Origin of the sequence: Streptomyces nitrosporeus, assembly GCF_008704555.1 — a bacterium.
Classification (GTDB): Bacteria; Actinomycetota; Actinomycetes; order Streptomycetales; family Streptomycetaceae; genus Streptomyces; species Streptomyces nitrosporeus.
The window spans coordinates 2,881,097-2,894,295 of record NZ_CP023702.1; the positions used below are offsets into that span (position 1 = coordinate 2,881,097).

At 69.4% G+C, this 13,199-nt stretch carries 10 protein-coding genes; 8 read left to right on the forward strand and 2 right to left on the reverse strand.

What is annotated here, in order from left to right; all coding sequences use genetic code 11:
- Positions 1-17 precede the first annotated feature (17 nt).
- A complete protein-coding gene (locus tag CP967_RS12490) occupies positions 18-974 on the reverse strand; it encodes a PIG-L deacetylase family protein (protein ID WP_229888209.1) in 957 nt (318 codons plus the stop codon).
- 550 nt (positions 975-1,524) lie between these two features.
- Between CP967_RS12490 and CP967_RS12495 the strand changes: the two genes are divergently transcribed.
- Genes CP967_RS12495 through CP967_RS12525 form a run of 7 tightly spaced genes read left to right on the forward strand, consistent with a single transcriptional unit; the run spans position 1,525 to position 10,900 of the window.
- Positions 1,525-3,429 (forward strand): KedN5 family methylcobalamin-dependent radical SAM C-methyltransferase, encoded by a 1,905-nt coding sequence (locus CP967_RS12495; protein WP_150488066.1) that lies wholly within the window; start codon positions 1,525-1,527, stop codon positions 3,427-3,429.
- A gap of 31 nt (positions 3,430-3,460) precedes the next feature.
- Complete coding sequence (locus CP967_RS12500) at positions 3,461-3,736, forward strand: acyl carrier protein (protein ID WP_150488067.1); 276 nt, start codon at positions 3,461-3,463, stop codon at positions 3,734-3,736.
- A complete protein-coding gene (locus CP967_RS12505) occupies positions 3,733-4,698 on the forward strand; it encodes a glycosyltransferase family 2 protein (protein WP_150488068.1) in 966 nt (321 codons plus the stop codon). The genes CP967_RS12500 and CP967_RS12505 overlap by 4 nt, the downstream gene beginning before the upstream one ends.
- Positions 4,695-6,434 carry a beta-ketoacyl synthase N-terminal-like domain-containing protein gene (locus tag CP967_RS12510; RefSeq protein ID WP_150488069.1) on the forward strand — a complete coding sequence of 580 codons (1,740 nt, stop codon included), beginning with the start codon at positions 4,695-4,697 and terminating at the stop codon, positions 6,432-6,434. Before CP967_RS12505 ends, CP967_RS12510 begins: the two co-directional genes overlap by 4 nt.
- A complete protein-coding gene (locus CP967_RS12515) occupies positions 6,427-8,154 on the forward strand; it encodes a B12-binding domain-containing radical SAM protein (RefSeq protein ID WP_150488070.1) in 1,728 nt (575 codons plus the stop codon). Before CP967_RS12510 ends, CP967_RS12515 begins: the two co-directional genes overlap by 8 nt.
- Positions 8,155-8,203: 49 nt before the next feature.
- A complete protein-coding gene (locus tag CP967_RS12520) occupies positions 8,204-9,940 on the forward strand; it encodes a B12-binding domain-containing radical SAM protein (protein WP_150488071.1) in 1,737 nt (578 codons plus the stop codon).
- A 3-nt stretch (positions 9,941-9,943) separates the two neighbouring features.
- On the forward strand, positions 9,944-10,900 hold the full coding sequence (locus CP967_RS12525) for a Gfo/Idh/MocA family protein (protein WP_150488072.1): 957 nt from the start codon (positions 9,944-9,946) through the stop codon (positions 10,898-10,900).
- Between the two features lie 206 nt (positions 10,901-11,106).
- On the opposite strand, the gene CP967_RS12530 is transcribed toward CP967_RS12525, so the two are convergent.
- Positions 11,107-11,856 (reverse strand): alpha/beta fold hydrolase, encoded by a 750-nt coding sequence (locus tag CP967_RS12530; RefSeq protein ID WP_150488073.1) that lies wholly within the window; start codon positions 11,854-11,856, stop codon positions 11,107-11,109.
- 93 nt (positions 11,857-11,949) lie between these two features.
- Between CP967_RS12530 and CP967_RS12535 the strand changes: the two genes are divergently transcribed.
- The gene (locus CP967_RS12535; protein ID WP_167535378.1) at positions 11,950-13,197 is read left to right on the forward strand and encodes a bis-aminopropyl spermidine synthase family protein; all 1,248 of its coding nucleotides are present in this window, start codon (positions 11,950-11,952) and stop codon (positions 13,195-13,197) included.
- Positions 13,198-13,199 lie beyond the last annotated feature (2 nt).

A 13,199-nucleotide genomic window follows, 5' to 3' on the forward strand; every position in this document is an offset into this window, starting at 1 on the left:
GGTCATGGGGGAACCGGTCAGCTGCGTCGCATCCACCAGACACGCTCGGCGGCCGGGCTCCAGGAGCCCTCCGCCATGCGCAGGCCGTGCCGGCGGATGCGGTGGATGATGCCTTTGCGTACCTGGATGCGGTAGGCGCTCAGTGCCTCGCTCTTGATGAGCGCCGCCGTGTCGTCCACGGGCAGGAGCTCCGGGTGCAGTCCGCCGAGGCCCGTCCGGGCCAGGCGCGCACCGAGCTTCGCCGCGGTCTCCTCCGCCGAGGAGAACAGGGAGTACGGCTGGTCCTCGTAGAAAGCGACCCGCGCACCGTCGAGCGCGCCACGGCGTGCCAGTTCGAGGACGGCCTCCCGGCAGGCGAGGTGGTCGACGTGGCCGCCGACTCCCAGCGGCGCGAAGACGTCGCCGGCGCCGTCGAGGAGGGTGGCGAGCCGTTCGGTGACGGCCTCGAAGAGCTCCGGCTCCTCCTGCGCGAACCCGTCGGACCAGGCCGTGTCGGCGAAGAAGCGGTCCTTTCTGAAGTCGCGGTCGGCTGCGTCGACGAAGCCCAGGAACTCCGCCCGGGCGCGCAGCACGCGAGCGGCGACCTCCTCCTCGGCGAGCAGCAGGCGCTCCGTCATCGCCGGGTGTCCGGCGTAGTACGGGTCCTTGGTCCAGGTCTCGACGCTGAAGACGTCGAGGAACCGGCCGCCCTGCCGGGCTATCGTCCCGCCGAGGGCCAGCGCGGCGTCATCCGGGTGGGGTGACACGACCACGGGCGGTGCCGTGGCCGCGTGGCCGGGGGTGAGCGGGGGTGCCATGAGCAGCAGTCCGTGCTGCCGCCAGCGGCCGATGGTCTCGCGGTCGGCCGTGCTGAAGCCGTCCAGGGGCCGGCTGCCGTCGCAGCGGGACAGCAGGGCGGCGTCGCCGTCCGGCAACTGGCCGGAAACCTCGACCTGACGCCCCATGAAATAGAGCCGTCCGTCGTCCGTTTCCACATGCGGCAAGACGACCGGGCACCACGTGTCGGAAATCTCCTTCATGTAACTCCGAGCCCGAGCGGTGACGAATAAAAGGTGCAGCACAGCGGAGCGTAGCGATGGCCGCCTTGCACGCACAGAGCGGTTTCCAGACTGGCAGAAAACGAGAGGGAAGGTGGCCGAAAACGCCTGGATTCGGGTTTGCCATGTTTACTTCCCGTCCCACCGGGATCAATATGTTTCCAGCCATTCCCACGGCCTCACAACCCCCTTCCGGCTCCGTCGTCCACCCCTGCCGGCCACCCGGCCCGCATCGCGCGATCATCAGAGAAATCCCACTTCAGCCAGCTGATCATCGGAAGGGTGGCGGGCCGCCGCGCTACGTCCGCACGGTGGCCCGCATCAAGCCGCCACCCGGCCGGAAACGTACAGACCGAAAAGAATTGGCCACGCCGGCGGCATGGCCGACAGCATGGTTTCGGCGGCACCATTGCACTGGCGACCTGCTGCTGTAACCTCGATCTGCAACCTGTACCTGACTTAGTGACTGCTGGGGATGGGCCAACATATGGAGAAGACTCGCGCATTGCTCGTCCAGCAAGGCGTCTGGGGGAATTCTGCAGCCTCCATGCCCCTGGCAATTGGCTATCTGAAGTCCTACGCCGAGGCGGATGACCGCGTCCGGCGCCTCATGGACATCTCCATCAGGAACTATCCCGGTGACGCCGGCCTGAACGCCATGGCCCGGGACCTCATACGCGACGGCGTCCCCGACATCCTCTGCTTCTCCGTCCTCGGCTGGAACTTCCGCGCCTTCGGCACCCTCGCGGAGACCTTCAAGCAGATGAACCCGCAGGGCTGGGTCATCTTCGGCGGCAACCACGTCGCCCACCAGGCCGAGCGTGTTTTCCGCATGTTCCCCCAGGTCGACGTGGTGGTGAACGGTGAGGGCGAGCTGGTCTTCCGGGACCTGATGAACGCCTATATCGACGGAGCCCGCCACGCCGAACTCCACGGAATCCAGGGCATCTCCTTCCGGGAGACCGACGGAAACCTCGTCACGACCCCCCCGCGCGAGCGCATTCAGGATCTTGAGATCCTGCCGTCCCCCATCCTGACGGGAGCAATACCTCTCGTCGACAAGAAGGGGCGCTTCCTCTACGACTACGCACTCATGGAGACGAACCGCGGGTGTCCGTACAAGTGCGCATTCTGTTATTGGGGGGGCGCCACCGGGCAGAAGATGCGGGCGTTTTCACGGGAGCGGCTGCGCGAAGAGCTGGACGTGCTGGGCCGGCACGGCGCGGACATCCTCATGCTCGCCGACTCCAATTTCGGGCTCCTGCGCGAGGACGAGGAATTCCTCGACGACCTCCTCCGGGTACGGAGTAAATACGGTTTCCCGAACCGGCTCGAAACCTCCTGGGCGAAGAACAAGTCTGCCGGGTTCTACCGCATCATGGAGAAGATGAAGCAGTCCGGGATGCACAGTGCCTTCATCCTCGCCCTCCAGACGATGGATGACTCGGTGCTCGATCTCATGCGCCGGCGGAACATGAAGCTGAACGACTGGGAGGGCCTCGTCTCCTGGCTGATCGAGCACGACATCACGCCGTACCTGGAGCTGATCTGGGGTGCGCCGGGAGAGACGGTCGCCTCGTTCCTGGAAGGCTACGACCGGGCGGCACGGCACACGCCGTTCATCGCCGTCCACCCGCTGATGCTCCTGCCGAACACCGAGTACCACACCAAGAAGCAGGAGCACGGGCTGGTGACCGTGCGCGGTGAGCAGGACGACTTCGACTACGTGCTCTCGCACAACACCATGACGCTCGCGGACAACGAGCGCATGCTCCGCTTCATCTGCTGGAACCGGGTACTGGCCCGGAGCCTGTGGTTGCACAACATCTGGGTCGCCCTGCGGGAGCTCGCCGACATCCCCCAGTCACGCGTCATCCTCAGTTTCTCCGACTGGGTCGAGGAGAGCGACGATCCCGAGGCGAGGGAGCTGCACGCGGTCGCCAGACCGACGAGTTCCGCCAGCGAGAACGTCGACCCCAACGTCTGGCGGCTGCTCACCAAGCGGCTGCTGAAACTCTGGTGGGAGGAGAGCATGCGCCCCGGCCTGCCCCCGCACCTGGTGCCGGTCATGGACGAGGTGTTCCGGTACGACCTGATGTGCCAGCCCATCCGCATGCTGCCGGACGGTTCGGGTCCCGAGGAGGACCTCCCGGTCGTCACGAAGCACGGCGAGAACTGGTACCTGCGCAGCAAGGTCGAATTCCTCTACCCCGTCTCCGACCTGATCGCCGCGCTCCGGCGCGGGGAGAAGGTCAGCACGGAGACGGAGCGCCACACCACGGACTTCTACTACCGCGCCGAGTTTGGCGGCGACCTCCAGCACTACTTCCGCATGGACCGCTTCCGCGGCCTGACCGAGCAGCAGGTCGACGAGCGGTGCACCAAGGTTTGACCGCGATTCTTCACACAGGAGACAAAACACAATGGACCGCGCCGAACTCATCAAGGAACTCCACGAGATAGCAGCAGGCATGACCAAGGCCCCTCTCCGGGAGGTGTCCGGGGAAGGCGACGCCAGCATGGTGGAGCAGTACGGGTTCAGCTCCCTCGACGCTCTGGAGTACCTGCTGATCCTTGAGGAGAAATTCGATGTCGTCTTCGAGGACGAGGAACTGACGGAGGAGACGCTCTTCTCCATCGAGGGGCTCGCCACCTACATCCTCGGCCAGAAGGCCCCCGACAGCGCCTCCTTGGCATGACGGACATACCACTGACCGCTGTGCCGCCGGGCCACCCGCCCGGCGGCACAGCGGTCAGTGTGGTCGTTCCGACCCGCGACCGGACCACGCGCTTACTGCTCACGCTGACGGCTCTGGCGCAACAGACCCTGGACCGCGAGCGGTTCGAGGTCATCCTGGTCGACGACGCGCCGGAGCCCGGTGCGGTGGAGCAGGTCCTCGATGCCGTTCCGGAGGGTCTGCCGATCCGGTCCGCCGCTACGGGCGGGCGTGGCGCGGCCTGCGCGCGCAACAGCGGTGCCCGGCTGGCGCGCGGCGAGGTGCTGCTCTTCCTCGACGACGACACGGTGGCCACACCGCGGCTGCTGGAGGAGCACCTCACGGCCCACCGGAGCCCGGCCGCCGCCGTGGTGCACGGCGGCATCGTCGACCTCTCGGCATTCGCTCTGACGCCCGACCCCCAGCCGCTGCAGGCGACCCTGACAGGTGCCCGCGGCCGGCAGATCGAGCCCGGCACCGTCGCCGGCCTCGGTTCCGCCGCCCCTCTTCTCGGGCCGCGCCGCTCGTTCATCGAGAGGACCGCCCGGAAGGTGGTGCAGTCGCCCGACTACGCCTCGCTGCGCTGGCTGACCTGCATCGGTACGAACACCAGCATGCGGCGCACGGTGTTCGAAAAGGTCGGCGGCTTCGACGAGCACTACGGGGAGCTGTGGGGCGGCGAGGATCTCGAACTCGGGCTGCGCCTCTCCGCTGCGGGCGCCACCTTCGAGCTGCTCGACGCGATCGCGTACCACCTGCCGAGGGCGCGCCGGGACACCGGTGACCTGCTGCCGCGGTTCTGGCGGCTGGTCGCGGACCGGCACGACGACCCGCGCCTCGCGGACGTGGGCCCCTTCCTCGCCGGCCGGCTCACCCTTCACGAACTGGCCGCGCGGCTCGGTCCGGTGGACGACGCCCCGGCGCCCGGAACGGCGGTGACATGACCACCCCGAAAACGAGCACGGTGATCGTGGGCGGTACGGCCCCCCGGGTCCTGGACGGCCTGCGTTCCCGGCGGGACCTGTCCGTCCTCGCCCCCGGCGAGACCTTGGCCGCCGCCTTCGTCGAGGTGCTGTCCACGGCCCTCGGCCACCTGCCCCCCTCCCTGCGCGCCGGCGTGCCGGTGGTGATGGCGGCCACCGACTACTGCGTCACGACCACCTCCCGGTACGTCGCCCGGTGCGTGGAGGCCGAGGCGGGAGGCCGCAGGCTGCGGCCGTCCGAGGCCATGTCCCCGGAGCCGGCCCAGCTGCTCCAGGAACTGGCGGAGGTCAGCGGCTGGGACGGTCCGGGCTATGTGCTGATCAGCCCCCGTGGGGCCACCTCGCAGGCGACACGCTGGGCCCTGGGCGCGGTCTCCGCGGGCCTGCACGAGGCGATGGCCGTGTGCGAGGTCCTGCGGGACCCGGACAGCGACGGCTACCGGGTCGCGGCAGTGACCGTGACCGCCGCCGACGCCGACGGCTCCCGCGCGTCACGCGCCGGCGGCACCGCCCGGACAGGGCCCCGGCTCCCGCAGCGGGCGGACCCGTCGGTGGTCGTCTCCGGCACCGGCCTGGTCACCGCCTTCGGCGACGGGGGCGACGCGTTCTGGCAAAACCTCCTCGACGGCAACCGGGGACTGTCCGAACTGACCCGGTTCGACGCGTCCCGCTTCCGCAGCAGAACCGTGTGCCAGACCGATGTGGAGACGCCGCACGGACAGCCCGCGCGGCGCGCGCTGGTCGACCGTGCGCGCCGTGAGGCCCTGCGGGAGGCCGGGCTCGACCGGTTGCCGGGCCGGACCCTGCTGGTGTCCGCCGGGGTGGTCCCGCATCTCCCGCAGGTCGGTGACGCCCCCCGGATCGGCGAGATCGCCCTGGAGCCCGGCGGGAACGACGACGCAGCGGGCGTCGCCCCGCAGAACGCGGTGCTGATGGCCCACGCGTGCGCCTCGGGCGCCTTCGGACTCGCCATGGCGCGCGAGTGGCTGCTGTGCGGGCTCGCCGACACGGCGGTCGTCACCGGGGTCTCGTCCCTCAACTCGTACGACTACGCCTGCCTCGACGTGCTGCGGGCGACGTCCACGAGCGCCGCCCGCCCGTTCGACGAGGAGCGCTCCGGCGTCACCATCGGCGAGGGCGCCGGCGTGATCGTGCTGGAGAGCGCCGAGCACGCGGCGGCCCGCGGGCACACGCCCCTGGCGACGCTCAGCGGAATCTCCTGCCGGGTGGCGGGGCAGGGCATCAGCCGGCTCAACGCGCACATCGGCGCCGCGTGCATGAGAGAGGCGCTGGCCATGGCCGGTCTCACCAGCGTCGACTACGTACACGGCCACGCCCCCGGCACCCGGCAGGGCGACGAGGCCGAGCTGCTGGCCCTCGACCAGGTCGGCGCCGAGCACGGATGGCGGGGCGTCCCGGTCAGTTCGTACAAGGGAGCGGCCGGCCATCTGCTGCACGCCTCGGTCTTCCCCGCTGTCGTAGCGGCGGTACGGGCCCTGCATCACGAGGTGCTCCCGGGCACACCGGGTCTGCGCAAGCCCCTTGACGCACGACATGTGCGGGTGCTGCGCGATCCGGAGCCCTGTGACGGGATCCGTTCCGTCATGGTGAACAACTTTGGGTTCGGCGGTAACAACGCCGCGTTCCTCCTCACCGGAGGCGCGGCAGGGCACTCGGAGTGGAGTACAGATGGCTGACGCGATCCTGCTGACCCCTCGGGAGATCCTCACCGGGTTCTCCAGTGTCAACAATCAGAACGTCCTGATCAACGATGACGAGTACCTCCGCCTGGATCCGGCGATGCGCCTCTTCTACGAGAAGGTCCGGGAGAACCTGGGTGTGGCCTGCATAGCGGGTCACCTCAGGGGCTGCGGGTATTCGGTCCAGGCACTCAACCTGCACGGGCGGAACCCGAGTGACGAGGTGATCACCGATCTGATCCGGCGTGAACGGCCGAAGTTCGTCGGCATCAGCATCATGTACGACCTGCACATCATCGACGCGGTCCGGCTCCTGCGCTGCGTCCGCAAGGCGGATCCCAACGTCTTCGTCGCGATCGGCGGGGCGTTCTGCACCTACAACGGCAAACTCATCGCCGAACGCATCCCGGAGGCCGACTGCGTGGCCTTCGGCGAGGGCGAACTCACGGTCGAAGGGCTGATGGAGTGCCTGGGCGCCGGCCGGGACTGGCGTACCGTCCCCGGACTGTGGTTCTGGCAGGACGGCCGCGTCCGCAGCAGCGGATCGCCCAGGCTCCCCGACCTCGCCAAAGTGCCCTGGCCCGGGCGCGACCTGCTCCTCCACCACCGCAAGAACGGCATCCCCACACCGGTGGCGTCGACGTACACCAGCCGCGGCTGCCACGCCAAGTGCACCTTCTGCTACGTGCCCCGGGCGCCGGGGGTCCAGGCGGGCAACGCCTGGCGGGTCAGGTCGCCGATAGACGTCGTGGACGAGATCGAGTACCTGCAGAGGGAGTTCGGCACCCGCTTCCTCTGGTTCAACGACGACAACTTCGGCGGCGCCTTCCAGGACGGCTACAACCACGCCGTCGGCTTCGCCGAGGAGATCCTCCGCCGCAACCTGAAGATCAGCTTCCACTCCGAGTTCCGCGTCGACACCGGCCTCATCGACCGGGAGGCCCTGCACACCCTGCGCCGGGCCGGCATGGCCTCCGCGCTGCTGGGCATGGAGACCGGGTCCCCGGCCATGGCCAAACGGTTCCGCAAGGGAACCCTGGTGGAGTACAACTTCGACGCCGCCCGCATGTTCAAGAAGGAGCGCATCGAGCTGGAACCCGGCTGGATCATGATCGAGCCGGAGACGACGATCGACGACCTCTGGGAGAACCTGGAGTTCATCGTGGCCGCTGACATCGCCGTCAGTGAGAACCCCTTCTCCTTCGTCAGCCGGGCCATCGCACTGCGCGGCACGGAAATGTACGACAAGATAGCCGACCCCTCCCCCCCGGAACTCCCGGATGTGGAAGGCCCGGCCAGGGACGTCCTCCTGGAAGCCCGCCGGGAGTACCGGATCCCCGACCAGCGGGTCGAGGACGTGTGGGCCGCCTGGAGCAAGGTCAGCGGGGAAGTCGCCGACCGCAAGGAAGAACTCCCCTTCGTCGCGCAGCTCGTCGTCGATGCCACCAGGAAGCGCAGGGCCGAGGGCGGGCAGGGTCTGCGTGTGCTGATCACCCGGCTGCGCGGCTGGGTCGAGGGCCTGTCGGATCTGCTGGTCACCTTCCTCAACGTCGGGCTGCTGCTCGCGGACGAGAACCCGCCCGGACTCGCGGACCGGCTGGAGACGGAACTGCGCGCGCTGGTCGACGCCTACGACCGCAAGGTCCTCGGGCAGCCCTACCCCGAGTTCGTCGAGGAGACGAAGAGGCTGTGCGGAGAACAGGCGATGGCCAAGTGACCCGGTCGGTGCCGAGACGCGCACGTACACACGAGAATGGAAACCAGCCATGGCAGATGCAGTCCTGCTGACCCCCCGGGAAATCCCCACCGGCGTCGCGAGCCTGAACAACCAGAACGTCCTCATCAACGATGAGGAGTACCTGTCTCTGGACCCGGCGATGCGGCTGTTCTACAAGCGGGTCCGGGAGAACCTGGGTGTGGCCTGCATAGCGGGTCACCTCAGGGGCTGCGGGTATTCGGTCCAGGCACTCAACCTGCACGGGCGGAACCCGAGTGACGAGGCCATCACCGACCTGATCCGGCGTGAACGGCCGAAGTTCGTCGGCATCAGCATCATGTACGACCTGCACATCATCGACGCGGTCCGGCTCCTGCGCTGCGTCCGCAAGGCGGACCCCAACGTCTTCGTCGCGATCGGCGGGGCGTTCTGCACCTACAACGGCAAACTCATCGCCGAACGCATCCCGGAGGCCGACTGCGTCGCCTTCGGCGAGGGCGAACTCACGGTCGAAGGACTGATGGAGTGCCTGGCCGCCGGCCGGGACTGGCACACCGTCCCCGGACTGTGGTTCTGGCAGAACGGCCGCGTCCGCAGCAGCGGGCCGCCCAAGCTCCCCGACCTCGCCAAAGTCTCCTGGCCCGGCCGCGACCTCCTCCTCCACCACCGCAAGAACGGCATCCCCACGCCCCGCGCGTCGACGTACACCAGCCGCGGCTGCCACGCCAAGTGCACCTTCTGCTACGCGCCGCGACAGCCCGGAGTGGTGGGCGAGTACTGGCGCGTACGGCCGGTGGAGGACGCGGTCGACGAGATCGAGTACCTGCAGAGGGAGTTCGGCACCCGGTTCCTCTGGTTCAACGACGACAACTTCGGCGGCGCCTTCCAGGACGGCTACAACCACGCCGTCGGCTTCGCCGAGGAGATCCTCCGCCGCGACCTGAAGATCAATTTCCACTGCGAGTTCCGCGTGGACACCGGCCTCATCGACCGGGAGGCCCTGCGCACCCTGCGCCGGGCCGGCATGGACCTGGCGCTCCTCGGCATGGAGACCGGGTCGCCCGGCATGATGAAGCGGTTCCGCAAGGGGACCACGGTGGAGTACAACTTCGACGCCGCCCGCATGTTCAAACAGGAGCGCATCGAGCTGGAACCCGGCTGGATCATGATCGAACCCGGTACGACGCTCGACGAACTCTGGGAGAACCTGGGGTTCATCGTGGCCGCCCGGGTGCACGAGAGCGAGAACCCGTTCTTCCTGATCAACCGTGCCATCGCGCTCCGCGGCACCGAGATCTACGAGAAGGCCACGCGGTACGAGAAGCCCGAGATCGACGGGGTGGAGGGCGCCGCCAGAGAGGTGCTGTGGCAGGCCCGCCGTGACTACTACGTCGAGGACGAGCGGGTGGAGCACCTGTGGACGGCCTGGAGCAGGGTCTCCTCCGAGATCAACGACCGCAAGGAGAACGAGGCCCCGTTCCTGGCGCAGAGCATCGCTGACGCCGTCCGTGCCGGGCGCGGCACCGGCGCCGAGTCCGTGCTCCCCCTGCTCGGCCGGCTGCGGCGCTGGAACCAGGGGCTCGCCGAGCTGCTCGTGGCCTTCCTCAACGTGGGGCTGATGCTCGCGGACGAGAACCCGCCCGGACTCGCCGACCGGCTGGAGACCGAACTGCGCGCCATGATCGCCGCGTACGACCGGGAACACCTCGGCCAGACGTTCCCGGTCTTCGCCGCCGAGACGGCGAGGGCATGCGGTGAGCACGCCCTCGCACAGCTGAGGAGCTGACCGATGAGCGACGAGCGGATACGGTTCGCGGCCGTGGGCGCCGGAAGGGTGTTCCAGCGCTACCACCTGCCCTGCGCCGACGCCCGGGACACCATGGACCTCGTGGGGCTGGTGGACAGCGACGTCGAGCGCGCCCGGGCCCTGGTGGCGGACCGTCCACAGGTGTGGACCGGTACCTCCGTCGAGCGGCTCATCCAGGAGGCGCGCCCGGACGTGATCAGCGTCTGCACGCCCAACGACTCCCACGCACAACCGGTCCTGGCGGCGCTCGACGCCGGTATCGCGGTGCTCTGCGAGAAACCCCTCGCCGCCACGGTGGAGGAAGCGCGGCGGATGGCGGCACACCCGGCCGCCGAGAAGCTGCTGGGTGTGAACATGCCCTTCCGCTTCCACCCGCTGCTGAAGCCGTTCGCCGAGGTGGCGCGCTCCGGCGCGCAGCGCGTCGAGTTCTCCTTCGCCACCCCCGGCAACCGGGTGTGGCGGGCCTGCACCCCCTGGTACGACGACGCGCGGCGGGCCGGCGGCGGGGCCCTCCTGGACCTGGGGCCGCACGCCATCGACCTGCTCATGGCGGTCTTCGGCCCGCCGGACGTCGAAGCGTGCGAGGTGGACGCGACGGGCGTCGAGCAGCGGGCCCGGGTGGACATGTCGTTCCAGGGCGTACCGGCGACGCTGCGGATCGACCGGGCCGCGCGCCGGCTGGAGACCTCGGTCACCGTCACCACCGCGGACGGCGACCACGTCCTCGATGTGCGCCGCAACGAGCTGCGGCGGGCGGACGGCACGGTCGAGGAGGGCGGGCGGAGCCCGGAGCTCGCCGCGATCTCGGCGTACTTCGACACGGTGACGGGCGTCGTCTCCCCGCACGGAAAGGTCGGTGCCCAGGACGCCCTGGAGGTGCAGCTCGTGGTGGAGTCCGCCTACCGGTGCGCGAAGGAGGCGGCCGCTCCCCTGGCCTGAGGGCCGTTCTGTGCCCCCTGGCGGGCCCGGCGGCGTCCGGTGCGCGCCGTCGTGAGGCGGAGAGGGCCACCCCGGTACCCGGACGTACCGGGGTGGCCCCGGCGGCGCGGCTCGGGGTCTCCCCCCGGCCCTCGTGGCGTCGAAGGCGTGCGCACTCCGGGCGGACGGGCCTTACGGAACGCGCCCCGGCGCCCCGGGGCCGGGGTTCATCCGAGGAAGCGGGCCACTTCGGCGCAGAAGCGATCGGGTTCGGTGCGGTGCACGTAGTGGCCCGCGTCGATGGCGAGGAGCCGCCCCCGCGGCACCGCCTCGGCGACCTCGGCCAGCAGGGCGCGGGGGACCGGGCTGGACAGCCCGCCACTGATCACCAGCGTCTCGGCGGTGACCTGCCCGAGCCGCTGCCACCAGCCCGGATCCACCTTCCTGAGGCCGTCGATGATCGGGCGCACCGCCGTGCTGTCCAGCTCTCCCGTCCTGCGCAGCTCGCGGAACTCCTGGTATAGGGAGATGACGGGTCCGTGGCCGCCGGCCCCCCGTGAGCGTTCCCGCAGCTCCGCCTCCGCGGCCGCGTCCCGCGGGGGCGGAGGTGTGTCCTCGATCACCAGCTTGCGGACCCGGGAGGGGTGGCGCTGGGCGATGAGCCAGGCGACATGGCCCCCCATGGAGTGCCCCACCAGGTCGACGGCGCCCAGGCGGTGCCCGTCGATCAGGGACATCACGTCCTCGTACATCAGCTCGAAGGTGTACGCGTCGGCCCGGGGACTCAGCCCGTGCCCACGGAGATCCGGTACGTACAGGCGGCGTTTCTGCGGACTCAGCGCGGATACGAGCCGGTCCCAGCTCCGCCCCGTGTTCCCCAGCGCATGGAGCAGAACCGTCGGCCTCCCCGCCGGATCACCGGATATCCGGCATTCCAACCGCAACGGCGCCTCGGACGAACTCTTCCGGGCTGGCATCTGATACGCGTGATCCGACACGCAGCGATGCTATCCATCAGCGGCCCGTACTATGCAGAGGGCTTCCTCCACTCGATGCTGAACGGATTTCACATGGCTGGCGAGACGACATCACGGGAGCGCCGGGTTTCCGGGACCACCCTGACGGGCATCGCCGACGCGGTGGGCCTCCAGGAAGGCGCGGCCGGGGTCCGGTCCGTCGTCGCCGCCTTCCGCCGCCTCGGCAACCCCGCGGTGAAGGACGTGAGCAGGGCCACGTCCCTGCCCGTGCCGCTCGTGGCCGCTGTCGCCGGCGAGCTCCGCAAGCGGGGACTGCTGACCAAGGAGCGCCCGTCCTCGCTCACCCCGAAGGGCATGTCCCTGTCGGACGCCCTCGGCATGGGGCTCGACCTGTCGTCGGTGTGCCGCTCCTGCGACGGCAACGAGATCGTGATCCCCCCGGAGCTGGCCGGCGCGGTGGAGGAGCTGCGGGAGATCATGGCGGCGGGCCCCGCGGTCGACCTCTCCCTGGACCAGTCGCACTGCACGGCCGAGACCAAGGTCCGCAGGGTCCTCGCGCTGATCAACGCGGGCCTGCTGCCCGGCAGCTCCCTGGTGCTGATCGGGGACGACGACCTGGTCTCGCTCGCGATCGGCGTCGTCGGACGCGCTCTGGGGATCCCGCTCACCTCACGGCTGGCCGTGGTCGACATCTCCGAGGACTTCCTCGACTTCATCGCGGACACGGCGACCGATCTGTCCCTGCCGGTCGACCTCACCCAGCACGACCTGCGGCAGCCCCTGCCGCAACGGCTGCTCGGCCAGTTCGACGTGGCCATGACCGACCCGCCGTACACCGCCGAAGGCGCGCGCCTGTTCCTCTCCAGGGCCGTGGAGGCCCTGGAGGAAGGCCCGGCGCGCAGCATCTTCTTCTCCTTCGGCGCCAAGGGCCCGAACGACATGCTGGACGTGCAGCGGGAGATCATCGATCTGGGCCTCGTCACCCATTCCATGATCCGCAACTTCAACGAATACGAAGGCAGCGGAATCCTCGGCGGGACGGGGTTCTTCCAGCATCTGCTGACCACGAACACCACCGGCCTGTCCGCGGCGGACGCGTACGAGGGCCCGCTCTACACCCGCGAGAAGCTGCAACGCCGCCGGGAATACCGCTGCATGAACTGTGACGAACGGTTCGAGGTGGGGTTCGAGGCCCCCTGGAGCTCGGTGACCGCTCTGCAGGAGGCCGGGTGCCCGAAGTGCGGGGAGCGGCGGTTCCGTCCAGGTGCCCTCGTCAGGAAGGGTGCGGCGGCCGAGGCGGGGGCGGAGCGTCCGGTCCGGGACACGGCCCGTCAGCTATGATT

What these genes read in the sequence shown, in the direction of transcription:
- CP967_RS12495 (WP_150488066.1), top strand. Translation starts at nt 1,525, where the DNA reads ATGGAGAAGACTCGCGCATTGCTCGTCCAGCAAGGCGTCTGGGGGAAT.
- CP967_RS12500 (WP_150488067.1), top strand. Translation starts at nt 3,461, where the DNA reads ATGGACCGCGCCGAACTCATCAAGGAACTCCACGAGATAGCAGCAGGC.
- CP967_RS12505 (WP_150488068.1), top strand. Translation starts at nt 3,733, where the DNA reads ATGACGGACATACCACTGACCGCTGTGCCGCCGGGCCACCCGCCCGGC.
- CP967_RS12510 (WP_150488069.1), top strand. Translation starts at nt 4,695, where the DNA reads ATGACCACCCCGAAAACGAGCACGGTGATCGTGGGCGGTACGGCCCCC.
- CP967_RS12515 (WP_150488070.1), top strand. Translation starts at nt 6,427, where the DNA reads ATGGCTGACGCGATCCTGCTGACCCCTCGGGAGATCCTCACCGGGTTC.
- CP967_RS12520 (WP_150488071.1), top strand. Translation starts at nt 8,204, where the DNA reads ATGGCAGATGCAGTCCTGCTGACCCCCCGGGAAATCCCCACCGGCGTC.
- CP967_RS12525 (WP_150488072.1), top strand. Translation starts at nt 9,944, where the DNA reads ATGAGCGACGAGCGGATACGGTTCGCGGCCGTGGGCGCCGGAAGGGTG.
- CP967_RS12530 (WP_150488073.1), bottom strand. Translation starts at nt 11,856, where the DNA reads ATGCCAGCCCGGAAGAGTTCGTCCGAGGCGCCGTTGCGGTTGGAATGC.
- CP967_RS12535 (WP_167535378.1), top strand. Translation starts at nt 11,950, where the DNA reads ATGGCTGGCGAGACGACATCACGGGAGCGCCGGGTTTCCGGGACCACC.